38 protein-coding genes are annotated in these 22,368 nt (G+C 39.9%); 37 read left to right on the forward strand and 1 reads right to left on the reverse strand.

Annotated elements, in window-relative coordinates; translation table 11 throughout:
* Window positions 1-60 precede the first annotated feature (60 nt).
* The 37 genes from rpsJ to rpsI all read left to right on the forward strand — a co-directional run bounded on the left by rpsJ (window position 61) and on the right by rpsI (window position 21,130).
* Complete coding sequence (rpsJ, locus tag MHI57_RS15695; RefSeq protein ID WP_003348621.1) at window positions 61-369, forward strand: 30S ribosomal protein S10; 309 nt, start codon at window positions 61-63, stop codon at window positions 367-369.
* Window positions 370-405: 36 nt separating this feature from the next.
* Window positions 406-1,035, forward strand: a complete 630-nt coding sequence (rplC, locus tag MHI57_RS15700; protein ID WP_095371223.1) for a 50S ribosomal protein L3 — start codon at window positions 406-408, stop codon at window positions 1,033-1,035.
* Window positions 1,036-1,059: 24 nt separating this feature from the next.
* Window positions 1,060-1,683, forward strand: a complete 624-nt coding sequence (rplD, locus tag MHI57_RS15705; RefSeq protein WP_095371222.1) for a 50S ribosomal protein L4 — start codon at window positions 1,060-1,062, stop codon at window positions 1,681-1,683.
* Window positions 1,683-1,967 carry a 50S ribosomal protein L23 gene (gene rplW, locus MHI57_RS15710; protein WP_095371221.1) on the forward strand — a complete coding sequence of 95 codons (285 nt, stop codon included), beginning with the start codon at window positions 1,683-1,685 and terminating at the stop codon, window positions 1,965-1,967. The genes rplD and rplW overlap by 1 nt, the downstream gene beginning before the upstream one ends.
* Window positions 1,968-1,995: 28 nt before the next feature.
* The gene (rplB, locus tag MHI57_RS15715; protein WP_095371220.1) at window positions 1,996-2,826 is read left to right on the forward strand and encodes a 50S ribosomal protein L2; all 831 of its coding nucleotides are present in this window, start codon (window positions 1,996-1,998) and stop codon (window positions 2,824-2,826) included.
* A gap of 60 nt (window positions 2,827-2,886) precedes the next feature.
* On the forward strand, window positions 2,887-3,165 hold the full coding sequence (rpsS, locus tag MHI57_RS15720) for a 30S ribosomal protein S19 (protein ID WP_095371219.1): 279 nt from the start codon (window positions 2,887-2,889) through the stop codon (window positions 3,163-3,165).
* 18 nt (window positions 3,166-3,183) lie between these two features.
* Window positions 3,184-3,525, forward strand: a complete 342-nt coding sequence (rplV, locus tag MHI57_RS15725; protein ID WP_095371218.1) for a 50S ribosomal protein L22 — start codon at window positions 3,184-3,186, stop codon at window positions 3,523-3,525.
* Window positions 3,526-3,528: 3 nt separating this feature from the next.
* A complete protein-coding gene (gene rpsC, locus MHI57_RS15730; RefSeq protein WP_095371217.1) occupies window positions 3,529-4,185 on the forward strand; it encodes a 30S ribosomal protein S3 in 657 nt (218 codons plus the stop codon).
* 1 nt (window position 4,186) lies between these two features.
* Window positions 4,187-4,621 (forward strand): 50S ribosomal protein L16, encoded by a 435-nt coding sequence (rplP, locus tag MHI57_RS15735; protein WP_095371216.1) that lies wholly within the window; start codon window positions 4,187-4,189, stop codon window positions 4,619-4,621.
* Window positions 4,611-4,811, forward strand: coding sequence for a 50S ribosomal protein L29 (gene rpmC, locus MHI57_RS15740; RefSeq protein ID WP_009336588.1), 201 nt, complete (start codon window positions 4,611-4,613; stop codon window positions 4,809-4,811). The genes rplP and rpmC overlap by 11 nt, the downstream gene beginning before the upstream one ends.
* A gap of 21 nt (window positions 4,812-4,832) precedes the next feature.
* On the forward strand, window positions 4,833-5,096 hold the full coding sequence (rpsQ, locus tag MHI57_RS15745) for a 30S ribosomal protein S17 (protein ID WP_095371215.1): 264 nt from the start codon (window positions 4,833-4,835) through the stop codon (window positions 5,094-5,096).
* A 41-nt stretch (window positions 5,097-5,137) separates the two neighbouring features.
* Window positions 5,138-5,506 carry a 50S ribosomal protein L14 gene (rplN, locus tag MHI57_RS15750; RefSeq protein ID WP_095371214.1) on the forward strand — a complete coding sequence of 123 codons (369 nt, stop codon included), beginning with the start codon at window positions 5,138-5,140 and terminating at the stop codon, window positions 5,504-5,506.
* Window positions 5,507-5,542: 36 nt separating this feature from the next.
* Window positions 5,543-5,854 (forward strand): 50S ribosomal protein L24, encoded by a 312-nt coding sequence (gene rplX, locus MHI57_RS15755; protein ID WP_095371213.1) that lies wholly within the window; start codon window positions 5,543-5,545, stop codon window positions 5,852-5,854.
* Between the two features lie 26 nt (window positions 5,855-5,880).
* The gene (rplE, locus tag MHI57_RS15760; protein ID WP_095371212.1) at window positions 5,881-6,420 is read left to right on the forward strand and encodes a 50S ribosomal protein L5; all 540 of its coding nucleotides are present in this window, start codon (window positions 5,881-5,883) and stop codon (window positions 6,418-6,420) included.
* Between the two features lie 25 nt (window positions 6,421-6,445).
* Window positions 6,446-6,631: a 30S ribosomal protein S14 gene (gene rpsN, locus MHI57_RS15765; protein ID WP_009499044.1), complete on the forward strand. Its 186-nt coding sequence runs from the start codon at window positions 6,446-6,448 to the stop codon at window positions 6,629-6,631.
* 29 nt (window positions 6,632-6,660) lie between these two features.
* Window positions 6,661-7,059, forward strand: coding sequence for a 30S ribosomal protein S8 (rpsH, locus tag MHI57_RS15770; RefSeq protein WP_095371211.1), 399 nt, complete (start codon window positions 6,661-6,663; stop codon window positions 7,057-7,059).
* Between the two features lie 31 nt (window positions 7,060-7,090).
* Complete coding sequence (gene rplF, locus MHI57_RS15775; protein ID WP_095371210.1) at window positions 7,091-7,630, forward strand: 50S ribosomal protein L6; 540 nt, start codon at window positions 7,091-7,093, stop codon at window positions 7,628-7,630.
* A gap of 32 nt (window positions 7,631-7,662) precedes the next feature.
* Entirely contained in the window at window positions 7,663-8,025 is a 363-nt protein-coding gene (gene rplR / locus MHI57_RS15780) for a 50S ribosomal protein L18 (RefSeq protein ID WP_095371209.1), read from the forward strand.
* A 23-nt stretch (window positions 8,026-8,048) separates the two neighbouring features.
* A complete protein-coding gene (gene rpsE / locus MHI57_RS15785) occupies window positions 8,049-8,549 on the forward strand; it encodes a 30S ribosomal protein S5 (RefSeq protein WP_095371208.1) in 501 nt (166 codons plus the stop codon).
* A 13-nt stretch (window positions 8,550-8,562) separates the two neighbouring features.
* Entirely contained in the window at window positions 8,563-8,745 is a 183-nt protein-coding gene (gene rpmD / locus MHI57_RS15790; protein WP_095371207.1) for a 50S ribosomal protein L30, read from the forward strand.
* A 34-nt stretch (window positions 8,746-8,779) separates the two neighbouring features.
* Window positions 8,780-9,220 carry a 50S ribosomal protein L15 gene (rplO, locus tag MHI57_RS15795; RefSeq protein ID WP_095371206.1) on the forward strand — a complete coding sequence of 147 codons (441 nt, stop codon included), beginning with the start codon at window positions 8,780-8,782 and terminating at the stop codon, window positions 9,218-9,220.
* Complete coding sequence (gene secY / locus MHI57_RS15800) at window positions 9,220-10,515, forward strand: preprotein translocase subunit SecY (RefSeq protein WP_095371205.1); 1,296 nt, start codon at window positions 9,220-9,222, stop codon at window positions 10,513-10,515. The genes rplO and secY overlap by 1 nt, the downstream gene beginning before the upstream one ends.
* A gap of 56 nt (window positions 10,516-10,571) precedes the next feature.
* Window positions 10,572-11,222: an adenylate kinase gene (locus tag MHI57_RS15805; RefSeq protein ID WP_095371204.1), complete on the forward strand. Its 651-nt coding sequence runs from the start codon at window positions 10,572-10,574 to the stop codon at window positions 11,220-11,222.
* A complete protein-coding gene (map, locus tag MHI57_RS15810) occupies window positions 11,222-11,968 on the forward strand; it encodes a type I methionyl aminopeptidase (protein WP_251163144.1) in 747 nt (248 codons plus the stop codon). The genes MHI57_RS15805 and map overlap by 1 nt, the downstream gene beginning before the upstream one ends.
* A gap of 296 nt (window positions 11,969-12,264) precedes the next feature.
* On the forward strand, window positions 12,265-12,483 hold the full coding sequence (infA, locus tag MHI57_RS15815; RefSeq protein WP_095371202.1) for a translation initiation factor IF-1: 219 nt from the start codon (window positions 12,265-12,267) through the stop codon (window positions 12,481-12,483).
* 35 nt (window positions 12,484-12,518) lie between these two features.
* Entirely contained in the window at window positions 12,519-12,632 is a 114-nt protein-coding gene (rpmJ, locus tag MHI57_RS15820) for a 50S ribosomal protein L36 (RefSeq protein ID WP_003156543.1), read from the forward strand.
* Between the two features lie 21 nt (window positions 12,633-12,653).
* Entirely contained in the window at window positions 12,654-13,019 is a 366-nt protein-coding gene (gene rpsM, locus MHI57_RS15825; RefSeq protein WP_095371201.1) for a 30S ribosomal protein S13, read from the forward strand.
* A 22-nt stretch (window positions 13,020-13,041) separates the two neighbouring features.
* Window positions 13,042-13,431: a 30S ribosomal protein S11 gene (gene rpsK / locus MHI57_RS15830; protein WP_095371200.1), complete on the forward strand. Its 390-nt coding sequence runs from the start codon at window positions 13,042-13,044 to the stop codon at window positions 13,429-13,431.
* Between the two features lie 170 nt (window positions 13,432-13,601).
* Window positions 13,602-14,546, forward strand: a complete 945-nt coding sequence (locus MHI57_RS15835) for a DNA-directed RNA polymerase subunit alpha (protein ID WP_095371199.1) — start codon at window positions 13,602-13,604, stop codon at window positions 14,544-14,546.
* Between the two features lie 52 nt (window positions 14,547-14,598).
* The gene (gene rplQ / locus MHI57_RS15840; protein WP_095371198.1) at window positions 14,599-14,961 is read left to right on the forward strand and encodes a 50S ribosomal protein L17; all 363 of its coding nucleotides are present in this window, start codon (window positions 14,599-14,601) and stop codon (window positions 14,959-14,961) included.
* 535 nt (window positions 14,962-15,496) lie between these two features.
* Window positions 15,497-16,417 (forward strand): hypothetical protein, encoded by a 921-nt coding sequence (locus MHI57_RS15845; protein WP_340977183.1) that lies wholly within the window; start codon window positions 15,497-15,499, stop codon window positions 16,415-16,417.
* A gap of 407 nt (window positions 16,418-16,824) precedes the next feature.
* The gene (locus MHI57_RS15850) at window positions 16,825-17,664 is read left to right on the forward strand and encodes an energy-coupling factor ABC transporter ATP-binding protein (protein WP_307317062.1); all 840 of its coding nucleotides are present in this window, start codon (window positions 16,825-16,827) and stop codon (window positions 17,662-17,664) included.
* Window positions 17,640-18,506, forward strand: coding sequence for an energy-coupling factor ABC transporter ATP-binding protein (locus MHI57_RS15855; RefSeq protein ID WP_095371195.1), 867 nt, complete (start codon window positions 17,640-17,642; stop codon window positions 18,504-18,506). The genes MHI57_RS15850 and MHI57_RS15855 overlap by 25 nt, the downstream gene beginning before the upstream one ends.
* Entirely contained in the window at window positions 18,506-19,303 is a 798-nt protein-coding gene (locus MHI57_RS15860) for an energy-coupling factor transporter transmembrane component T family protein (protein ID WP_095371194.1), read from the forward strand. Before MHI57_RS15855 ends, MHI57_RS15860 begins: the two co-directional genes overlap by 1 nt.
* A gap of 9 nt (window positions 19,304-19,312) precedes the next feature.
* Entirely contained in the window at window positions 19,313-20,074 is a 762-nt protein-coding gene (gene truA, locus MHI57_RS15865) for a tRNA pseudouridine(38-40) synthase TruA (protein WP_328200194.1), read from the forward strand.
* A 203-nt stretch (window positions 20,075-20,277) separates the two neighbouring features.
* Window positions 20,278-20,715, forward strand: coding sequence for a 50S ribosomal protein L13 (rplM, locus tag MHI57_RS15870; protein ID WP_095371192.1), 438 nt, complete (start codon window positions 20,278-20,280; stop codon window positions 20,713-20,715).
* A 22-nt stretch (window positions 20,716-20,737) separates the two neighbouring features.
* Window positions 20,738-21,130, forward strand: a complete 393-nt coding sequence (gene rpsI / locus MHI57_RS15875) for a 30S ribosomal protein S9 (protein WP_095371191.1) — start codon at window positions 20,738-20,740, stop codon at window positions 21,128-21,130.
* An 88-nt stretch (window positions 21,131-21,218) separates the two neighbouring features.
* Here rpsI and MHI57_RS15880 read toward each other — a convergent pair whose 3' ends face one another.
* Entirely contained in the window at window positions 21,219-22,313 is a 1,095-nt protein-coding gene (locus tag MHI57_RS15880; protein WP_340977185.1) for a site-specific integrase, read from the reverse strand.
* Window positions 22,314-22,368 lie beyond the last annotated feature (55 nt).

A 22,368-nucleotide genomic window follows, 5' to 3' on the forward strand; every position in this document is an offset into this window, starting at 1 on the left:
TGTGTGGGAAATTTTCACGGAGAATGTCTATATGAAAATAGGCGAAAAGGAGGGAAAATAATGGCAAAACAAAAAATTCGTATTCGTTTAAAAGCTTATGATCACAGAATTCTTGATCAATCTGCTGAAAAAATCGTTGAAACTGCAAAACGCTCTGGTGCGGCTGTATCTGGTCCAATCCCATTGCCAACTGAAAAGTCAGTTTACACAATTCTTCGTGCGGTGCATAAATATAAAGATTCTCGTGAGCAATTCGAAATGCGTACACACAAACGTTTAATCGACATCATTAATCCAACACCACAAACAGTCGATTCATTAATGCGTTTAGACTTACCATCTGGTGTTGATATCGAAATTAAACTTTAATTAATACATTAAAACAATCTAGGAGGTGTGACTGAAATGACCAAAGGAATCTTAGGAAGAAAGATTGGTATGACTCAAGTATTTGCTGAAAACGGTGATCTTATCCCGGTAACAGTGGTTGAAGCTACTCCAAACGTTGTTCTTCAAAAGAAATCAGTTGATACTGATGGATACGAAGCAATCCAAATCGGTTTTGAAGATAAACGCGAAAAGCTTTCAAACAAACCGGAAAAAGGACACGCTGCTAAAGCTGATACTACTCCTAAGCGCTTCGTTCGCGAATTACGCGGAGCTGACTTAGCTGAGTATGAAGTTGGTCAGGAAGTCAAAGTTGATATTTTCGCTGAAGGTGAAAAAATTGATGTAACAGGAATTTCAAAAGGTAAAGGTTTCCAAGGTGCAATTAAACGCCACGGACAATCTCGCGGACCAATGGCACACGGTTCACGTTACCACCGTCGCCCAGGTTCAATGGGTCCTGTTGCTCCAAACCGCGTATTTAAAGGTAAACTATTACCTGGTCGCATGGGCGGAGAACAAATCACAGTACAAAACCTTGAAATCGTAAAAGTAGATGCAGAACGCAATCTTCTATTAGTAAAAGGTAATGTACCTGGCTCTAAAAAAGCGCTTCTAAAACTAGTAAGTGCGGTTAAAGCAAAGTAATAACCCGGAAAGGAGGAAGTAAGAATGCCTAAAGTTGCATTATTAAACCAAAGTGGTTCACAAGTTGGCGATATTGAGCTGAACGACTCAATCTTTGGTATCGAGCCAAACAACCACGTGATGTTTGAAGCTGTTATTATGCAAAGAGCTTCTCTACGTCAAGGAACTCATAAAACTAAAATTCGTTCTGAAGTAGCTGGCGGAGGACGTAAACCATGGCGTCAAAAAGGCACAGGTCGTGCTCGTCAAGGTTCAATTCGTTCACCACAATGGCGCGGAGGCGGTACTGTATTTGGTCCTGTACCACGCAGCTATAGCTATAAATTACCTAAAAAAGTTCGTCGCTTAGCTATCAAATCAGCGTTATCTACTAAAGTTGCGGAAGAGAACATTCTAGTATTAGAAACACTATCTTTCGAAGCTCCAAAAACAAAAGACTTTAAAGGTCTACTTAAAGGTCTTTCTGTAGATTCTAAAGCATTAATCGTAACTGCAGACATCGATGAAAACGTAGCATTATCTGCTCGTAACATCCCTGGAGTAACAGTTGTTACTGCTAACGGAATCAGCGTATTAGACGTTTTAAATCATGATAAATTGATCATGACTAAGCAAGCGGTCGAAAAAGTAGAGGAGGTGCTTGCATAATGGATGCACGCGATATCATTAAGCGCCCCGTTATCACTGAACGTTCTACTGACATCATGGCTGACAAAAAATATACTTTTGAAGTTGATGTAAGAGCTAATAAAACTCAAGTTAAAGATGCTGTTCAAGAAATCTTTGATGTAAAAGTTGAAAAAGTGAACATCATGAACTACAAAGGTAAATTCAAGCGCATGGGTAAATTCGGTGGTTATACAAACAAACGCCGTAAAGCGATTGTTAAACTAACTGCTGACAGCAAAGAAATCGAAATCTTTGAAGCTTAATTTCTAACAAGAAGAGGAGGGAAATGAAATGGCGATTAAAAAATACAAACCTACCTCTAATGGTCGTCGCGGCATGACGGTATCTGATTTCGCAGAAATCACTACAGACAAACCAGAAAAATCTTTGCTTGCTCCAGTAAAGCGCAAAGGTGGCCGTAACAACCAAGGTAAGTTGACAGTTCGTCATCAAGGCGGCGGTCATAAACGTCAATATCGTATCATCGACTTTAAACGTGACAAAGATGGAATACCAGGTCGCGTTGCTACAGTCGAGTATGATCCAAACCGCTCAGCTAACATTGCACTAATTAATTATGTAGATGGAGAAAAGCGTTACATCCTAGCTCCTAAGACTCTTAAAGTAGGCGCAGAAGTAATGTCTGGTCCTGAAGCAGATATCAAAGTAGGTAATGCATTACCACTTACAAACATTCCTGTGGGTACTGTAATCCACAACATCGAACTTAAACCTGGTAAAGGTGGACAGTTGGTACGTTCTGCTGGAACAAGTGCACAAGTACTTGGTAAAGAAGGCAAATACGTATTAGTACGTTTAAACTCTGGTGAAGTTCGTATGATTCTTGCTACTTGCCGCGCTACTGTAGGTCAAGTTGGTAACGAACAACACGAATTGATTAACATCGGTAAAGCCGGTCGTTCTCGTTGGTTAGGTAAACGCCCAACTGTACGTGGATCTGTTATGAACCCTAACGATCACCCACACGGTGGTGGTGAAGGTAAAGCTCCTATCGGTCGTAAATCACCTATGTCTCCTTGGGGTAAACCAACTCTTGGATACAAAACACGTAAGAAAAACAATCAATCTGATAAATTTATCGTACGTCGTCGTAAAAAATAACGGGATTGAACTACGGTTCCAAAGACGGGCCGTAGAACAATCACGAAGGGAGGTTCAATCATGGGTCGCAGCTTAAAAAAAGGACCTTTTGTTGACGAACATTTAATGACAAAGATCGAAAAGTTAAATGAAACTGATGGCAAGCAAGTAGTGAAGACTTGGTCTCGCCGTTCTACGATCTTCCCACAATTCATCGGACACACTATCGCAGTGTATGATGGTCGCAAACATGTGCCTGTTTATGTTACTGAAGATATGGTAGGCCACAAGCTTGGAGAATTTGCTCCAACACGTGCATACAAAGGCCATGGTAATGATGATAAGAAAACAAGACGTTAATGAGAGGAGGGCATTATAATGCAAGCTAAAGCTGTTGCAAGAACAGTTCGTATTGCTCCTCGTAAAGCTCGTTTAGTCGTAGATTTAATTCGAGGTAAGCAAGTAGGTGAAGCGGTAGCGATTTTAAATTTAACTCCAAAAGCTGCTTCTCCAATCGTAGAAAAAGTATTAAAATCTGCACTAGCTAACGCAGAGCACAACTACGAAATGGATGTTAATAATTTAGTAGTTGAGCAAGCATTTGTTGACGAAGGACCAACTTTAAAACGTTTCCGTCCACGCGCACAAGGTCGTGCTAGCGCAATCAACAAACGCACAAGTCACATCACAATCGTTGTATCAGAAAAGAAGGAGGGATAATCTGTGGGTCAAAAAGTAAATCCAGTCGGTTTGCGTATCGGTGTCATCCGTGATTGGGAGTCAAAATGGTACGCAGGTAAAGACTACGCTGATCTTTTACACGAAGACCTGAAAGTTCGTGAGTACATCACAAAACGCTTAAGCGATGCATCTGTTTCTAAAGTAGAAATCGAACGTGCAGCTAATCGCTTAAATATCACAGTCCATACTGCAAAACCAGGAATGGTTATCGGTAAAGGTGGTACTGAGGTAGAGGCGTTGCGTAAAGCACTTAACGCACTTACTGGCAAACGTGTTCACATCAATATTCTTGAAATCAAAAAAGCTGACATCGACGCGAAATTAGTAGCGGAAAACATTGCTCGTCAATTGGAAAACCGTGTATCATTCCGTCGTGCTCAAAAACAAACTATTCAACGTGCTATGCGCGCAGGAGCTAAAGGTATCAAAACAATGGTATCTGGACGTCTTGGCGGTGCTGATATCGCTCGTTCTGAATCTTATAGCGAAGGAACTGTACCACTTCATACTCTTCGTGCTGACATTGATTATGCTACAGCAGAAGCAGATACGACTTACGGTAAGTTAGGCGTAAAAGTATGGATCTATCGTGGAGAGGTGCTTCCTACAAAGAAGAATAATGGGGAAGGAGGCAAATAATATGCTATTGCCAAAACGCGTAAAATATCGTCGTGTACACCGTGGAAAAATGCGCGGTCAAGCAAAAGGTGGTACTGAAGTAACATTCGGTGAATATGGTCTACAAGCTCAAGATGCTTCTTGGATCACTAACCGTCAAATCGAATCTGCCCGTATTGCAATGACTCGTTACATGAAACGTGGCGGTAAAGTTTGGATTAAAATATTCCCGCATAAGCCATACACTGCTAAGCCTCTTGAAGTCCGAATGGGTTCTGGTAAGGGTGCTCCTGAAGGATGGGTTGCAGTTGTTAAGCCTGGTAAAGTAATGTTCGAAATTGCAGGTGTATCTGAAGAGATCGCTCGTGAAGCTCTACGTCTTGCAGCACACAAACTTCCAGTTAAATGTAAGTTTGTAAAACGAGAAGAAATTGGTGGTGAATCAAATGAAAGCTAATGAAATTCGTGACCTTACCACTGCCGAAATAGAACAAAAAGTTAAATCATTAAAAGAAGAGCTTTTTAATCTACGCTTTCAATTGGCGACTGGACAACTGGAAAACACAGCTCGCATCCGTGAAGTGCGTAAAGCAATTGCTCGTATGAAAACTGTTATCCGTGAAAGAGAAATTGGTTTTAGCAAGTGATATTGAGAGGAGGTTCGCACAATGAGTGAACGTAACCAACGCAAAGTATACTCTGGACGCGTTGTTTCAGACAAAATGGATAAAACTGTTACTGTTTTAGTCGAAACATACAAAAAGCATCCATTATACGGCAAACGCGTAAAGTACTCTAAAAAGTTTAAAGCTCATGATGAGCAAAATGAAGCAAAAATCGGCGATATCGTTCGTATCATGGAAACTCGCCCATTATCTGCGACTAAACGCTTCCGTCTAGTTGAAGTTGTTGAGAAAGCAGTTATTATCTAATTGTTCGGAAATATGTTTGATCCCGAAGGGAGGTTACACAGATGATTCAACAAGAATCACGTTTAAAAGTTGCTGATAACTCTGGTGCTCGTGAAGTACTTACAATTAAAGTTTTAGGTGGATCAGGCCGTAAAACTGCCAACATCGGTGATGTAATTGTTTGCACAGTGAAACAAGCAACACCAGGTGGCGTTGTTAAAAAAGGTGATGTTGTTAAAGCTGTTGTCGTTCGTACAAAGAGCGGCGTTCGTCGTAAAGATGGCACATACATCCGTTTTGATGAAAACGCATGTGTAATTATTCGTGACGATAAAGGTCCTCGTGGTACACGTATCTTTGGACCAGTTGCTCGTGAACTACGCGAGAACAACTTCATGAAAATCGTATCATTAGCTCCAGAAGTACTATAAAAATTAAACAAAATGCCTTTAAGGAGGTGCACACAGATGCATGTAAAAAAAGGTGATAAAGTAATGGTCATCTCTGGTAAGGATAAAGGCAAATCAGGCGTTATTCTTGCTGCTTACCCAAAACAAGAACGCGTTCTTGTAGAAGGTGTTAATATCGTAAAGAAACACGCTAAACCATCTAACTTGAATCCTCAAGGTGGAATCCTTAGCCAAGAAGCACCTATTCATGTATCAAACGTTATGCCGGTTGACCCTAAATCTGGTGAACCAACTCGCGTAGGCTATCAAACGGTTGATGGGAAAAAAGTGCGTGTAGCAAAAAAATCAGGTGAATCTTTAGATAAATAGATCAATGAAGAAGGGAGGTACAATCGATGAACCGCCTAAAAGAAAAACATGTAAAAGAAATTACTCCTGCTCTTGTGAGCAAGTTTAACTATAAATCAGTAATGCAAGTACCAAAACTTGAAAAAATCGTTATCAACATGGGTGTGGGTGATGCTGTGCAAAACTCTAAAGCATTAGATAATGCTGTTGAGGAATTAACACAAATCGCAGGTCAAAAACCTGTTATCACTCGCGCGAAAAAATCAATCGCTGGCTTCCGTTTACGTGAAGGTATGCCAATCGGAGCGAAAGTTACTTTACGTGGAGAACGCATGTACGAATTCTTCGATAAATTAGTATCTGTTTCTCTTCCACGTGTACGTGACTTCCGTGGTATTTCTAAAAAGTCTTTTGACGGACGCGGAAACTACACACTTGGTATTAAAGAGCAATTGATCTTCCCTGAGATCGATTACGATAAAGTAAGCAAAGTTCGTGGTATGGATATCGTTATCGTAACAACTGCCAATACTGATGAAGAAGCTCGTGAACTTTTAACACAATTTGGAATGCCATTCCAAAAGTAATCGTTAATTAGAGGGAGGCGAAAACGTGGCTAAAAAGTCAATGATTGCGAAACAAAAACGCACGCCTAAATACAAGGTACAAGAATATACACGTTGCGAACGTTGTGGACGTCCACATTCTGTATACCGTAAATTTAAGCTTTGCCGTATTTGTTTCCGTGAATTAGCATATAAAGGACAAATTCCTGGCGTTAAAAAAGCTAGCTGGTAAACCCAAAGTTAGGGAAGGAGGTAAAAACAATGGTCATGACAGATCCAATTGCAGATTTGCTAACTCGCATCCGTAATGCGAACATGGTTCGTCACGAAAAATTAGAAGTTCCTGCTTCTAATATTAAAAAAGAAGTTGCTGAAATCCTTAAGCGTGAAGGCTTCGTACGTGATGTAGAGTTTATCGAAGATAACAAGCAAGGCATTATCCGCATTTTCTTAAAATACGGTGCAAAAAATGAACGTGTAATCACAGGCTTAAAACGTATCAGTAAACCTGGTCTTCGTGTTTATGCTAAAGCTGATGAGGTACCACGCGTTCTTAACGGTCTTGGTATCGCACTCGTTTCTACTTCTCAAGGCGTTCTTACAGACAAAGAAGCTCGCGCGAAACAAGTAGGCGGAGAAGTACTAGCGTACGTTTGGTAATATAGTTTCAGAAAGAATGGAGGTGCAATAAATGTCCCGTATAGGTAAAAAACCAATTGAAATCCCTAGTGGAGTAACAGTAACGCTTGATGAAAATCATCACGTTATCGTAAAGGGTCCTAAAGGTGAGCTTTCTCACACTTTTAATAAAGATATCGCAATTAACATCGAAGAGAACGTAATCAACATCGTGCGTCCTTCTGATCAAAAAGAGCACCGTGCGCTTCATGGTACAACTCGTGCATTGATCGCTAACATGGTTGAAGGTGTATCTAAAGGCTTCGAAAAAGGCTTAGAACTTATCGGTGTCGGTTACCGTGCCCAAAAACAAGGTAAAAAGCTTGTATTGAACGTTGGATACTCTCACCCAGTTGAAATCGAACCTGAAGAAGGTATCGAAATCGAAGTACCAGCTAATACGAAAGTAGTAGTAAAAGGTGCAAGTAAAGAACGTGTAGGCGCTTTAGCGGCTAACATTCGTGACGTTCGTCCTCCAGAACCTTACAAAGGAAAAGGTATTAGGTATGAAGGAGAATATGTTCGTCGTAAAGAAGGTAAAACAGGTAAGTAATGCTGCATAGCTAAACGAAAGGAGTGACCGAAATGATTACGAAGGCTGATAAAAATGCAGTGCGTAAGAAAAGACACGCTCGCGTAAGATCTAAACTTTCTGGCACTGCGGCTCGTCCTCGTCTAAATGTGTATCGCTCAAATAAACACATTTATGCACAATTAATTGACGATGTGAACGGAGTAACTCTTGCTAGCGCGTCTACACAAGACAAAGAAGCTAGTATTGAAGCTACAGGCAACGTTGATGCGGCTGTTAAAGTCGGCGAATTAATCGCTAAACGTGCGGAAGCAAAAGGATTGAAATCAATCGTATTTGACCGTGGAGGATACTTATATCATGGTCGTGTTAAAGCGTTAGCAGATGCTGCTCGCGAAAACGGGTTAGAATTTTAATAGACAAAGGAGGGACATATAGAATGCGTCGTATTGATCCAAACAAACTTGAACTTGAAGAGCGCGTAGTTACGGTAAACCGTGTAGCTAAGGTTGTTAAAGGTGGACGTCGTTTCAGATTCTCTGCTCTTGTAGTAGTTGGAGATAAAAACGGTAACGTTGGCTTTGGTACAGGTAAAGCTCAAGAGGTACCAGAAGCTATTCGCAAAGCAATTGAAGATGCGAAGAAAAACTTAATTGAAGTTCCTATGGTTGGAACAACAATTCCTCACGAAGTAATCGGTCACTTCGGAGCTGGCGAAATTCTTCTAAAACCTGCATATGAAGGTACAGGAGTTATCGCTGGTGGACCAGTTCGTGCGGTACTAGAGTTAGCGGGTGTAGGCGATATCCTTTCTAAATCATTGGGTACAAACACACCAATTAACATGGTTCGCGCAACACTAGATGGTCTACAACAATTAAAACGTGCTGAAGACGTAGCTAAGTTACGTGGTTTATCAGTAGAAGAACTGTTAGGATAAGGAGGGAAATCAAATGGCGAATAAACTAGAAGTTACCCTCACTCGCAGTGTGATTGGTCGCCCTGAGGACCAACGCCAAACAGTAACAGCTCTTGGATTACGCAAAATGCACCAAACAGTTGAGCACCAAGACAATCCTGCCATCCGTGGTATGATTAATAAAGTTGCTCATCTTGTAACGGTAACTGAAAAATAATTTTCGATCTTCTACAAAATAAGGAGGTGCCAACATGAAACTTCATGAATTAAAACCTGCAGAAGGTTCACGTCAAGAACGTAAACGCAAAGGTCGCGGTATTGGTTCAGGTAACGGTAAAACTGCTGGTAAGGGACATAAAGGTCAAAATGCTCGTTCTGGCGGCGGCGTACGTCCTGGATTCGAAGGTGGTCAAACACCTTTATTCAGACGCTTACCAAAACGCGGATTCACTAACATTAACCGTAAAGAATATGCGGTAGTTAATCTTGACGCACTTAATCGTTTTGAAGATGGAGCGGAAGTTACTCCAGAGCTTCTTATTGAAACGGGTGTTGTAAGTAACGAAAAAGCAGGAATTAAAGTTCTTGCTAAAGGCAACGTAGAGAAAAAGCTTACAGTTAAAGCTCATAAATTCTCTGCTGCGGCTAAAGAAGCAATCGAAGCTGCCGGCGGTAAAGCCGAGGTGATCTAATGCTTCAGACAATCTCCAATTTTATGCGCGTGGGTGACATAAGAAGAAAGATCATTTTCACCCTATTAATGTTAATTGTATTTCGCATCGGCACATTTATCCCCGTTCCAGGGGTGAATGCACAAATTTTACAATCACAGGATCAAATGAGTGTATTTGGTGTCTTGAATGTATTTGGTGGCGGTGCGTTATTAAACTTCTCAATTCTTGCGATGGGAATCATGCCGTATATTACAGCATCAATCATTGTTCAGTTACTACAAATGGACGTTGTGCCGAAATTTACGGAATGGGCTAAGCAAGGTGAGGCAGGTCGTCGTAAACTAGCTCAGTTTACACGATACTTTACTATCGTGCTTGGTTTTATCCAAGCTCTTGGTATGTCTTATGGGTTTAATAATCTTGCTGGTGGCATGTTAATTGAAAATACGGGTATTGGCTCTTATTTATTAATTGCTACAGTATTAACTGCAGGAACTGCTTTTTTAATGTGGTTAGGGGAGCAAATTACGGAAAAAGGTGTTGGTAATGGTATTTCTATTATTATCTTCGCTGGAATCGTTGCCGGTATTCCTTCCATCGCTAACCAAATTTATGCGCAGCAAATTGAAGGTGCTGGAGATCAATTATTCCTACGTATCGTAACCCTTGTACTTATCGTGCTTGCGGTTATTGCTATTGTAGTTGGAACAATCTTTATCCAACAGGCATTAAGAAAAATTCCAGTACAATATGCAAAACGTGCATCAGCAGGTAAGACGCCAGTAGGTGTTCAAAACACTCATTTACCTTTAAAAGTAAATGCTGCAGGTGTTATCCCTGTTATCTTTGCGATTTCATTTATCATTACACCACGAACGATTGCAGGCTTTTTTGAATCGAATAGTGTAACGAGTTGGATCCAGAAGATATTTGATTATACTGAGCCAATTGGTATGGTCATCTATGCTGCATTAATAATTGCTTTCACATATTTCTATGCATTCATTCAAGTAAACCCAGAGAAAGTCTCTGAGAACTTGAAGAATCAAGGTGGTTATGTACCGGGCATCCGTCCTGGTAAAAACACGCAGGAATATTTAACTAAAGTCTTATATCGTTTAACTTTTGTTGGTGCTCTTTTCTTAACAGCGATTGCAATCATTCCAATGTTCTTCATTAATGTTGCAGGGCTACCAGAAACTGCTCAAATCGGTGGAACGAGCTTACTAATCGTGATTGGTGTTGCTCTTGATACTTACAAACAGTTAGAGTCTCAGCTAGTTAAACGTCATTATAAAGGTTTTATCAAATAGAAAGGTTTAAGGGGACGATTGTTCCCTCAAACCTAATAGAATAGGGGGGAATTCACTTGAATCTTGTATTAATGGGGCTCCCTGGTGCCGGTAAAGGTACACAAGCAGAAAGAATTGTTGAAAAGTACGGTATTCCGCATATCTCTACTGGAGACATGTTCCGTGCAGCGATCAAAGAAGAAACTGCTCTAGGTTTAGAAGCAAAGTCTTTTATGGATAAAGGTGAACTTGTGCCAGACGAAGTAACAATTGGTATTGTTAGAGAACGTCTTGGTAAACCCGATTGCGAAAAAGGTTTTCTTTTAGATGGTTTCCCTAGAACCGTTGCTCAAGCGGATGCTTTAGAAAATATTCTTTCTGATCTATCAAGAAAAATTGATTACGTTATTAACATTGATGTAGATCAAGAGATTTTGATGGAAAGGCTAACTGGCCGCAGAATATGTAAATCTTGTGGGGCAACATATCATCTTGTATTTAATCCTCCAACTAAAGAGGGCGAATGTGACCGTTGTGGTGGAGAATTATATCAACGTGAAGATGATAATGAAGCAACTGTTAAAAATAGACTTGACGTAAACATTAAGCAAACAAAACCTTTGCTTGATTTCTATGAAAATAAAGGCTATTTACGTAACATTAACGGTCAACAAGAAATTGGTAAAGTATTTACTGATCTAGATAGTCTTTTAAGAGGCTTACAATAATGATCATAAGCAAAACTCAACGTGAAATCGATATTATGCGAGAAGCTGGTAGAATTGTCGCTTTAACACATGAGGAATTACAAAAGCATATCACTCCGGGAATAACGACAAGAGAATTAGATCGTCTTGCTGAGGCTTTTATTCTCAAATGTGGGGCCGTCCCATCTTTTAAAGGATATAACGGTTTTCCAGGTAGTATATGTACATCTGTGAACGAAAAGCTAGTTCACGGGATTCCTGATGATAACAGCTTAAACGATGGTGATATCATCAGTATTGATATAGGTGCAAAATATAACGGTTATCACGGTGATTCTGCCTGGACCTACGCAGTAGGGGCAATTGATGAACAATCAAAAGCATTGCTTGAAGTTACTGAGCAGTCATTATATGAAGGCTTAAAACAAGCAAAGCCAGGTGTACGCTTATCGAACATCTCTCATGCAATCCAAACATATGCGGAAAGCAAAGGTTTTTCCATTGTACGAGAATATGTCGGACATGGGGTAGGGCAAGACTTACATGAGGAACCACAGATTCCACATTTTGGTCCCCCGAATAAAGGGCCTCTATTAAAACCAGGTATGGTATTAGCTATCGAACCGATGGTAAATATCGGTAGTAGATATGTATCAACGCTATCCGATCAATGGACAGTCGTAACAGTCGATGGTAAGCGTTGTGCCCATTTCGAACATACAATAGCCATTACTGAAACTGGTTATGAAATACTTACTGTAAAATAACAGTAGGCTTTTCTAAAATACTCCGTTTCTAACTCATTTTTCTTTTTACTATAAGGAGACGTCAAACTCTTTTTATGTTATAATCAGAAGGTTGTTGTGTATATGTTTAAAATCATTTGTTTTGAGTAAGATGATTATTAGCTCATAAAGCTTGCATTGATTACGCGACCTATGAGATTATGTATCGGAATGTCCGAATGTGTTATTCTGCGAACCTTTTAGCAAAGAATATCTACATGCTTGGGAAAGCATTTGATATATTTCGTATATGATTTTATGGAAGGGAGACTTGTTTAGTGGCGAAAGATGATGTAATTGAAGTAGAAGGCACAGTCATAGACACTTTGCCAAATGCAATGTTTAAGGTAGAATTAGAAAACGGTCATACAGTTTTAGCTCATGTTTCCGGTAAAATCCGCATGCACTTCATTCGTATTTTACCAGGGGATAAAGTAACAGTTGAGCTTTCTCCTTATGACTTAACTCGCGGAAGAATCACTTATCGTTTTAAATAATCATTGCACTCCGTACTACTAAGGAGGTTAGGATAATGAAAGTAAGACCATCAGTTAAACCGATCTGCGAAAAGTGCAAAGTCATCCGCAGAAAAGGTAAAGTAATGGTTATCTGTGAAAACCCTAAACATAAACAAAAACAAGGCTAATTTGAAGGAGGTGCGCATATAGTGGCACGTATTGCAGGTGTAGATGTACCACGTGAAAAACGTGTAGTAATCTCATTAACTTATATCTATGGTATTGGTAAAACAACTGCTCAAAAAGTTCTAGCAGAAGCTGGTGTAAACGAGAATACTCGTGTACGCGATCTTACTGAAGATGAATTAAACAAAATTCGTGAGCAAATCGATTCATTAAAAGTTGAAGGTGACCTTCGTCGTGAAGTATCACTTAACATCAAACGTCTAATGGAAATCGGATCCTACCGCGGTCTTCGTCACCGTCGTGGCTTACCTGTTCGCGGACAAAATACTAAAAACAATGCTCGTACACGTAAAGGTCCTCGTAAGACTGTAGCGAACAAAAAGAAATAATCGGTAAAGGAGGGTTCTTAAAATGGCTCGTAAAACTAATACACGTAAACGTCGTGTCAAAAAGAATATTGAAAGCGGAATTGCACATATTCGTTCAACATTCAATAATACAATCGTAACTATCACTGATTCTCATGGTAATGCTCTTTCTTGGTCAAGTGCTGGTGCGCTAGGATTCAGAGGTTCTCGTAAATCGACTCCTTTCGCTGCGCAAATGGCTGCTGAAACAGCTGCGAAAGCATCTATGGAACATGGTATGAAAACTTTAGAAGTAACAGTTAAAGGACCTGGTGCAGGTCGTGAAGCTGCTATTCGTGCATTACAAGCTGCTGGTCTAGAAGTTACTGCTATCAGAGACGTTACTCCAGTACCACATAACGGATGTCGTCCACCAAAACGCCGCCGTGTATAATTAATCTGTATAAACTTTTGAATCCCTGTCTATAATGGGATATGATACAAAGTAAATGAATTATACAGTATTTATTATTCCAGTTGTTGTGCACAAAACGGGAACGTATACATGGGGGAATTTCGGTTAATAAACCGGGGTTTCGACGTTTTGAAGGAGGGTGTATTTTGATGATCGAAATAGAAAAACCAAAAATCGAAACGGTTGAGATCAGCGATGATGCTAAGTATGGTAAGTTCGTCGTAGAACCACTTGAGCGTGGATATGGAACAACTTTGGGTAACTCCTTACGTCGTATCCTATTATCCTCACTCCCAGGTGCCGCTGTCACTTCGATCCAAATTGATGGGGTACTTCATGAGTTCTCAACAATTGAAGGCGTCGTAGAAGATGTAACATCTATCATTTTAAACATTAAAAAGCTCGCATTGAAAATCTATTCTGATGAAGAAAAAACATTAGAAATTGACGTTCAAAGCGAAGGTGTAGTTACTGCTGCAGATGTAACACATGATAGTGATGTAGAGATTCTTAATCCGGATCTTCATATTGCTACTCTTGGTTCAAATGGTCATTTGCATATGCGTCTAACTGCTAAACGTGGTCGTGGTTATACACCAGCTGTTCAAAACAAAAAAGAAGATCAACCAATCGGTGTAATTCCTATTGATTCTATTTATACGCCAGTTTCACGCGTACAATATCAAGTTGAGAATACTCGTGTTGGTCAATTGAGTAATTTTGATAAATTGACTTTTGATGTTTGGACTGACGGAAGTACTGGCCCTCAAGATGCAGTTGCACTTGGAGCGAAGATCTTAACTGAGCATTTGAATATCTTTGTTGGTTTAACTGATGAAGCTCAAAATGCTGAAATTATGGTTGAAAAAGAAGAAGACCAAAAAGAAAAAGTCCTTGAAATGACAATTGAAGAACTAGATTTATCTGTTCGTTCATACAACTGCTTAAAACGTGCAGGCATTAACACTGTTCAGGAGTTAGCTAATAAAACTGAAGAGGATATGATGAAAGTACGTAACTTAGGTAGGAAGTCTCTAGAGGAAGTAAAACATAAACTAGAAGAGCTTGGATTAGGTTTGCGTAAAGACGACTGATTGTCTTTTGAAATCTAGCCTTTAATGACTTCAACAAAGGAGGGAAACTTTCATGGGATACAGAAAGTTAGGACGCACTAGCGCTCAACGTAAAGCGATGCTACGTGACTTATCAACAGATTTAATCATCAATGAGCGTATTGAAACAACTGAAGCTCGTGCTAAAGAACTTCGTTCAGTAGTTGAAAAATTGATCACTCTTGGTAAACGTGGAGATCTTCACGCTCGTCGCCAAGCAGCTGCATATGTTCGTCATGAAGTAGCTGATGCTGAGAAAAACCAAGATGCTGTTCAAAAATTGTTCAGTGATATTGCTCCTCGTTATGAAGAGCGTCAAGGTGGTTACACTCGTATTATGAAAATCGGTCCTCGTCGTGGCGACGCAGCACCAATGGTAATCATCGAATTAGTATAATAAACGTATCTTCTTAGATTAGGATAACCTAACCTTTGGGATTCATGTGCAGATTGAGGGCGCCTGAATGGTTTCATTGGAACTTATTCAATGCCCTCTTTCTTTAAATAGGGATACCCCTAAAGCCAATGAGCAAAACCATTTTGAGTGTTACGATGGACATCCGTAATATTGAGGTGTTACGTCTAGCTCTTTGCATCTTCATCCATTTGCTTTACTCGTCCATACAGGAATGCCTGTATTACTAGGATGAGGATGCAGGCTTTTTTAAAAACAACCATTGCCAAGGCAATTATTAATGAGCCTTTGTTATGGAGATAGTTGCAGATAGGATAGAACTCCATATACATAGTAGCTCGCCATCAATAATGGCGGCTTTTTTATTATATAAAGAGAAATTTTTGTTTTGCCCCTAAGTTTAGTTAATAGAACTTTTGTAACTCCTTATTCAATAGCATAATTAGTGGCAGAGTACGTGGGTATGTATGGTCGGTGCGCATACAGGTAAGGGAAAAAAGAAGAATTACTTATATACGTGAAAACGCGTAAAAGATATGGGGAAAGTGAAGAACTGCATGCACAGGGTGAAATCGCGCAAAAGGTAGGAAAGAAAGGCAAAGAATTGCGCGTAAAGGGTGGAATCGCGCAAAAGGTAGGAAAGAAAGCCAAAGAATTGTGCGTAAAGGGTGAAAGCGCGCAAAAAGTAGTAAAGAAAGCTAAGGAATTGCGCGTAAAGGGTGAAAGCGCGCAAAAGGTAGTAAAGAAAGCTAAGGAATTGCGCGTAAAGGGTGAAAGTGCGCAAAAGGTAGTAAAGAAAGCTAAGGAATTGCGCGTAAACGATGGAAACGCGCAAAAAGTAGTAAAGAAAGACAAAGAACTGCGCGTAAAAGGTGGAAACGCGCAAAAAGTAGTAAAGAAAGCTAAGGAATTGCGCGTAAACGATGGAAACGTGCAAAAAGTAGTAAAGAAAGCTAAGGAATTGCGCGTAAAGGGTGAAAGCGCGCAAAAAGTAGTAAAGAAAGACAAAGAACTGCGCGTAAAAGGTGGAAACGCGCAAAAAGTAGTAAAGAAAGCTAAGGAATTGCGCGTAAAGGGTGAAAGCGCGCAAAAAGTAGTAAAGAAAGCTAAGGAATTGCGCGTAAAGGGTGAAAGCGCGCAAAAAGTAGTAAAGAAAGCTAAGGAACTGCGCGTAAACGATGGAAGCGCGCAAAAAGTAGTAAAGAAAGCTAAAGAATTGCGCGTAAAGGGTGAAAGCGCGCAAAAAGTAGTAAAGAAAGCTAAGGAATTGCGCGTAAAGGGTGAAAGCGCGCAAAAGGTAGTAAAGAAAGCTAAGGAATTGCGCGTAAAGGGTGAAAGCGCGCAAAAGGTGGCAAAGAAAACCAAGGAATTGCGCGTAAACATTGGAATTGCGCTAAAACTAGTAAAGAAGCAAGACTTGTGCATAAGGAATCATTAAACGCATGAACCATTCTGAATGCAAGCCAGTGATATTAGTACGATTAAGAATTGGTTTTCTATCACTTCAGAGCCGTGACTTATTGATAGCATTGAAGAATAGCGATGAAGTGAGTTAGAAGAAAGAGTGAAGTATAAGAGCAACTAAGACTCTGTCATTGTCTTAACGGGCTTGCCAATCGCCCATTTTTCAATCACTTCAGAGCAATTATCTTTTGACAAGCAGAGAAGAATAATAGCTATGAGGCCTGTCAAAAGAAAGAACGAAGTATAAGAGCAACTAGGTCTCTGTCGTCGCCTTAAAGGCTTGCCAATCGCACAGTTTTCTAATAAAATTTAGACGTTAGATTTTTAGGTTTGTTTTTAGTAGAGTTGAGAGCAGCAGAGGTTGGAGAGGAGTAGATGAGTATGAAGAATTCCCTCGTGCAGATAAGGAATCTTTCTTTTAAATATGATGAGAATGCGGATTATGCGTTGAAAGATGTGACGTTTGATATATATGAAGGGGAATGGTTGGCGATTGTTGGTCATAATGGATCAGGGAAGTCAACGATGGCTAAGCTTTTAAATGGCTTGAATTTCCCCAAGGAAGGCAGTATTACGGTAGATGGTTTGCTGCTATCAGAAGAAACGGTTTGGGACATACGAGATAAAATTGGGATGGTTTTTCAAAATCCCGATAACCAGTTTGTTGGTACGACTGTACAGGATGATGTGGCTTTTGGTTTAGAAAATCACGGCATCGAGAGAGAAGAAATGATTAAGCGTGTCCATGACGCGCTGGAGAGTGTGAAAATGGAACAGTTTCTTGATCAAGAGCCGCACCATTTATCAGGTGGCCAAAAGCAGCGTGTGGCCATTGCAGGGGTTCTAGCGCTTAGGCCAAATATCATTGTCTTGGACGAAGCGACCTCTATGTTAGACCCGCGTGGTCGTGAAGAGGTGTTAGAGACGATTAGGCAGTTAAAAGCATCGCAAGAAATGACTGTTATTTCCATCACACATGATTTAGAAGAAGCAGCAAAGGCTGATCGCATGATTGTGATGAATAAAGGACAGCTTTATCGGGAAGGTAGTCCGGAAGATATTTTCCAATTAGATGAAGAGTTGATTTCGTTAGGACTCGATATTCCATTCCCTGTGAAAATGAGCAAAATGTTAAAAGGCTTAAATATCCCAGTATCTAAGCATCATTTATCTGAAGAAGAATTGGTGGAAGAATTATGGACATCTCACTCAAAAATGTAGAATATCGCTATCAGGTCAATACGCCGTTTGAAAGATTAGCGATTCAAGATGTGTCTATAGATATTCCGTCTGGCACATTTCTCGCTTTAATAGGACATACTGGTTCTGGGAAATCGACCGTCCTACAACATTTAAATGCATTACTGAAACCTACAGCGGGCGAAGTTGTTATTGGTGAGAGAACGATTACTTCTGAAAAGAAACAGAAAGGCTTAAAAGCGATACGCCAAAAAGTAGCGATTGTGTTTCAATTTCCTGAGCATCAACTATTTGAAGAAACTGTAGAGAAGGATATTTGTTTTGGTCCGATGAATTTCGGTGTGAATGAAGAAGAAGCAAAAAGGCGAGCGCATGAAGCAATTAAACAAGTGGGCCTAGATGAGTCGATTTTACAAAAATCGCCGTTCGATCTTTCTGGTGGACAAATGCGCCGAGTTGCCATTGCTGGTGTATTAGCGATGCATCCTGATGTCATTGTGCTTGATGAACCAACAGCTGGCTTAGATCCTCGTGGGCGTAAAGAAATTATGGATATGTTTTATCAGCTTCATAAAGAGCGGAATTTATCTACGATTCTTGTAACGCATAGTATGGAGGATGCCTCACGCTATGCGGATAAGATTGCTATTATGCATAAAGGTGAAGTCTATAAAGTGGGCACACCACTCGAGATTTTCTCTGACCCGGAGCAATTGATAAAAATGGGCTTAGACGTACCAGAGGTTGTGAAGTTCCAGCAAAAGCTAGAGAAAACATTCGGCTATAAGTTTGCTAAAACATGCTTAACAATAGAGGAAATCAGTCAAGAAATGCCTCGCTTTTTAAAGAGAGGTGAAGCCTAATGATGGAAAAAATGATTTTTGGACGCTATGTTCCAGCTGATTCAGTGATTCACCGAATGGACCCGCGTTCCAAACTCATTATCGTTCTTTTATTCGTATGTGTTGTTTTTATCGCTAATAATGCGATTACGTATGGTGCCCTTGTTGTCTATACCTTATTAATGCTAGCGATGTCGAAAGTGCCGATGCGCTTTGTATTTGGCGGCTTAAAACTCGTCTTCATTTTGATTATTTTTACGTTCTTGATGCATATCTTTTTAACAAGAGAAGGACCGATTATTTTTGAATTAGGATGGTTTAAAGTTTACGAGGAAGGCTTGAGACAAGGGATATTTATCTCTTTACGCTTTTTCCTATTAATCTTAATCACATCGATCCTAACGTTAACAACAGCCCCTATTGCGATTACAGACGGTTTAGAGAGTTTGTTAGGCCCACTTAAGAAGTTGAAGTTTCCGGTGCATGAGCTCGCTCTAATGATGTCTATCGCCTTAAGGTTTATTCCGACGCTCATGGAGGAAACAGATAAGATTATGAAGGCACAATCAGCAAGAGGCGTGGAGTTCTCCTCAGGCCCTGTAAAAGACCGTGTGATGGCGATTATTCCACTACTGATTCCGCTGTTTGTGAGTTCATTTAAACGAGCAGAGGAGCTTGCCACAGCAATGGAGGCTCGTGGTTATCGTGGAGGCGATGGACGGACAAGGTATCGTAAGCTTGTGTGGAGCGGTATTGATACCTTGATGTTGTTATTGCTTTTGGCTTTAACGATATTGTTAATTATATTTAGAACATAAAGAGGACATATCATGAGAATCAAATGTATTATCGCTTACGATGGCACAGGCTTTGCGGGCTATCAAGTACAACCGAATAAACGGACTGTCCAGAGGGAGCTAGAATCAGCACTTACGAAGCTGCATAAGGGCAGTGAAGTGAAAGTTGTTGCTTCTGGCCGCACGGACGCTGGTGTTCATGCGGTGGGTCAAGTAATTCATTTCGATAGTCCTTTGCAGTTGCCTGAGGAGCGGTGGCCAGCTGCTTTGAATTCTATTCTGCCGAATGATGTTGTAGTAGAGGAAGCGGCCTATGTAGCAGAGGACTTCCATGCGCGATATCATGCTATAGGTAAGGAGTATCGCTACCGATTAATACGTACGAAGAAAAGCAACCCTTTTTTGCGGCATTATGCTTATCAGTATTCCTTTCCAATAGATGTGGAACGTATGCGCAAAGCCATCCCGTATTTATTAGGAGAACATGACTTTACAAGCTTTTGTTCAGCAAGATCTGAAGTGGAAGATCGCGTGCGGAACATCTATGGGATTTATATTGAGGAACATGATGATGAGCTACTGTTCCGTTTTGTTGGTAACGGGTTTCTTTATAATATGATTCGCATCTTAATGGGGACCTTACTTGAGGTTGGTAAGGGCGAGCGAGAGCCACATGAAATAGAGAAGATTTTAGCGAAGAAAAACCGTATCTTTGCTGGGAAAACGGCACCTGGTCATGGCCTGTATTTATGGCAAGTCTATTACGATGAAAATATTGCTAATGATAAGTAAAGAGCGTCATTTGCTGGATTTGCGAGAAAAAATTCTTAAAACAACTAATCCAGGTGTAACATCGACTTGACAATCAGCTGGTAAAGTTATATTATAGCATATGGTATTATTATTAAAACCACGATAAGCCCCGGAATCTTATTGTGTAAGAATATATGAAACCAAAAATGATTATAATGGATTTAATTTAGGAGGGAAAACCGATGCGTACAACGTTTATGGCGAATGCAAACAATATCGAACGTAAATGGTACGTAGTTGATGCTGAAGGCAAAACTCTTGGACGTCTTGCTAGTGAAGTAGCATCAATTCTACGTGGTAAACATAAACCAACTTATACACCACATGTGGATACTGGTGATCATGTAATTATCTTGAACGCTTCTAAGATCGAATTAACTGGTAAGAAGCTTACTGATAAAATTTACTACCGCCACAGCATGCACCCTGGTGGTTTAAAAACTAGAACTGCTAATGAAATGCGTACAAACTACCCTGAGAGCATGTTAGAGCTTGCTATTAAAGGCATGCTTCCAAAGAACTCTCTTGGTCGTCAAATGTTTAAAAAATTACATGTTTACGCTGGTAGCGAACATGCGCACCAAGCACAACAACCAGAAGTTTACGAACTTCGTGGATAATTAATTAGGGGAGGTTATTAACTTGGCACAGGTTCAATATACTGGTACTGGTCGCCGTAAGAGCTCAGTAGCTCGCGTACGTTTAGTCCCTGGCGACGGTAAAATCGTTATCAATGGTCGTGAAATCAATGAATATATCCCGTTTGCAGCTTTACGTGAAGTTGTTAAACAACCACTAGTAGCTACTGAAACAGTAGGAAGCTACGACATTCTTGTAAATGTTAAAGGTGGTGGATACACTGGTCAAGCTGGCGCAATCCGCCACGGTATCGCTCGTGCGTTACTTCTAGCTGATCCAGAATACCGTCCAACACTAAAACGCGCTGGACTATTAACACGTGACGCTCGTATGAAAGAACGTAAAAAATACGGTCTTAAAGGCGCTCGTCGTGCACCTCAGTTCTCAAAACGTTAATATACCAACGTTTCAAGACCCTCGAACAGTTTTGTTCAAGGGTCTTTTTTGATGAGAAAAATAGCTTTTGACCTAATTTTGACCTAATTTATTCTAATTCCATAAATTTAAGGAAGTTTTCAGCGGTTTTTTGAGACATTGTTTTTGAGACATGAGTATATACATTCATTGTTGTTTGGATGTCTTTATGGCCCAACCTAGCTTGTACTTCTTTAATGCTTGCGCCAGCTTCAAATAACATTGAGGCATGTGTGTGTCTCAGTCCATGAATAGTAATACTATGTAGGTCATAGATCGTTATAAAGTTATTTAATAGTTCATTCGGATATGCTAACCTTATAGGTCGTAAATCGCCTCTTAAGAGAATATGTGAGGGCTTCTTGTTGATTCCGTCCGCAAGCAACAATTCTTTCTGCTTAACCTTCCAACTTGTTAATAACTTTGTTGTATGGCTATCTATGTCAATCGCTCTATTTGATGCGTACTTTTTAGCTGTTTGAACAATTTCCTTTCCTTTTTCAAAGAACATAGTTTTATTAATATTTATTGTTTGTTCTTTGAGGTCTATATCATCCCATGTCAGAGCGACCAGCTCACCTTTCCTCATGCCTGTATATATTAACAAATAGAACATCATAAAGTATTGTATAGACATATGCTTTTTTGCTAATTTTAAGAATTTCTTAACCTCATTTTTTGTCCAGTAATTCCTTTCTTCTTTAGCAGCTAAAAAAGTTTCTTCTTTCTTCGGTATTGTTACATACTCCATTGGATTTTTTAGGATATAGTCCATTTTAACAGCATACTTAAAAACTAAATTTGCTTGAATCTTGATATCATTTACAGAATTTATTTCATCAGCTATTTCATTTATTACTTTTTGACAATACCCCTTTGTAATTTCTTTTATTTTTAGTTTGCCGAATCTTGGTAGTATATGCTTGTCAAACTTCGATAATTTGCTGTATTTCGTGCTCGGCTTTATTGTTTTTGAGTGAATATCCCACCATTCCTTAAATATATCTTCAAACAATAGAGCTTGCTTAGAGAGAAGGCCAGAATCAATTTCCTGCTTAAGTTTCATGTAAGCTGCTTGGGCTTCTTTTTTTGTCTTGAATCCTCTGCGTGTAGTCATTACTTTTTTTCCGGTCCCTGGATCAATTCCAATAATTAATTTGAACATCCACTTATCGCCTTGCTTAGTCTTATATTTTTGGTAGGAGGCCATAATAATCACC

The organism is Cytobacillus sp. FSL K6-0129, assembly GCF_038007625.1.
In the GTDB taxonomy this organism is placed as follows: Bacteria; Bacillota; Bacilli; order Bacillales; family Cytobacillaceae; genus Cytobacillus; species Cytobacillus kochii.

Bases quoted from the DNA above. Each gene is read 5' to 3' on its own strand.
- rplD (WP_095371222.1), top strand. From the start codon at position 1,060: ATGCCTAAAGTTGCATTATTAAACCAAAGTGGTTCACAAGTTGGCGAT.
- rpsH (WP_095371211.1), top strand. From the start codon at position 6,661: ATGGTCATGACAGATCCAATTGCAGATTTGCTAACTCGCATCCGTAAT.
- rpmJ (WP_003156543.1), top strand. From the start codon at position 12,519: ATGAAAGTAAGACCATCAGTTAAACCGATCTGCGAAAAGTGCAAAGTC.
- MHI57_RS15880 (WP_340977185.1), bottom strand. From the start codon at position 22,313: ATGTTCAAATTAATTATTGGAATTGATCCAGGGACCGGAAAAAAAGTA.
- rplX (WP_095371213.1), top strand. From the start codon at position 5,543: ATGCATGTAAAAAAAGGTGATAAAGTAATGGTCATCTCTGGTAAGGAT.
- rplN (WP_095371214.1), top strand. From the start codon at position 5,138: ATGATTCAACAAGAATCACGTTTAAAAGTTGCTGATAACTCTGGTGCT.
- rplV (WP_095371218.1), top strand. From the start codon at position 3,184: ATGCAAGCTAAAGCTGTTGCAAGAACAGTTCGTATTGCTCCTCGTAAA.
- rplP (WP_095371216.1), top strand. From the start codon at position 4,187: ATGCTATTGCCAAAACGCGTAAAATATCGTCGTGTACACCGTGGAAAA.
- MHI57_RS15850 (WP_307317062.1), top strand. From the start codon at position 16,825: ATGAAGAATTCCCTCGTGCAGATAAGGAATCTTTCTTTTAAATATGAT.
- rpmD (WP_095371207.1), top strand. From the start codon at position 8,563: ATGGCGAATAAACTAGAAGTTACCCTCACTCGCAGTGTGATTGGTCGC.
- rpsQ (WP_095371215.1), top strand. From the start codon at position 4,833: ATGAGTGAACGTAACCAACGCAAAGTATACTCTGGACGCGTTGTTTCA.
- MHI57_RS15855 (WP_095371195.1), top strand. From the start codon at position 17,640: ATGGACATCTCACTCAAAAATGTAGAATATCGCTATCAGGTCAATACG.
- map (WP_251163144.1), top strand. From the start codon at position 11,222: ATGATCATAAGCAAAACTCAACGTGAAATCGATATTATGCGAGAAGCT.
- rpsJ (WP_003348621.1), top strand. From the start codon at position 61: ATGGCAAAACAAAAAATTCGTATTCGTTTAAAAGCTTATGATCACAGA.
- secY (WP_095371205.1), top strand. From the start codon at position 9,220: ATGCTTCAGACAATCTCCAATTTTATGCGCGTGGGTGACATAAGAAGA.
- rplE (WP_095371212.1), top strand. From the start codon at position 5,881: ATGAACCGCCTAAAAGAAAAACATGTAAAAGAAATTACTCCTGCTCTT.
- rplR (WP_095371209.1), top strand. From the start codon at position 7,663: ATGATTACGAAGGCTGATAAAAATGCAGTGCGTAAGAAAAGACACGCT.
- MHI57_RS15860 (WP_095371194.1), top strand. From the start codon at position 18,506: ATGATGGAAAAAATGATTTTTGGACGCTATGTTCCAGCTGATTCAGTG.
- rplQ (WP_095371198.1), top strand. From the start codon at position 14,599: ATGGGATACAGAAAGTTAGGACGCACTAGCGCTCAACGTAAAGCGATG.
- rplC (WP_095371223.1), top strand. From the start codon at position 406: ATGACCAAAGGAATCTTAGGAAGAAAGATTGGTATGACTCAAGTATTT.
- rplW (WP_095371221.1), top strand. From the start codon at position 1,683: ATGGATGCACGCGATATCATTAAGCGCCCCGTTATCACTGAACGTTCT.
- rpsK (WP_095371200.1), top strand. From the start codon at position 13,042: ATGGCTCGTAAAACTAATACACGTAAACGTCGTGTCAAAAAGAATATT.
- rplF (WP_095371210.1), top strand. From the start codon at position 7,091: ATGTCCCGTATAGGTAAAAAACCAATTGAAATCCCTAGTGGAGTAACA.
- rpsE (WP_095371208.1), top strand. From the start codon at position 8,049: ATGCGTCGTATTGATCCAAACAAACTTGAACTTGAAGAGCGCGTAGTT.
- rpsS (WP_095371219.1), top strand. From the start codon at position 2,887: ATGGGTCGCAGCTTAAAAAAAGGACCTTTTGTTGACGAACATTTAATG.
- rpmC (WP_009336588.1), top strand. From the start codon at position 4,611: ATGAAAGCTAATGAAATTCGTGACCTTACCACTGCCGAAATAGAACAA.
- rplB (WP_095371220.1), top strand. From the start codon at position 1,996: ATGGCGATTAAAAAATACAAACCTACCTCTAATGGTCGTCGCGGCATG.
- rplM (WP_095371192.1), top strand. From the start codon at position 20,278: ATGCGTACAACGTTTATGGCGAATGCAAACAATATCGAACGTAAATGG.
- MHI57_RS15835 (WP_095371199.1), top strand. From the start codon at position 13,602: ATGATCGAAATAGAAAAACCAAAAATCGAAACGGTTGAGATCAGCGAT.
- rplO (WP_095371206.1), top strand. From the start codon at position 8,780: ATGAAACTTCATGAATTAAAACCTGCAGAAGGTTCACGTCAAGAACGT.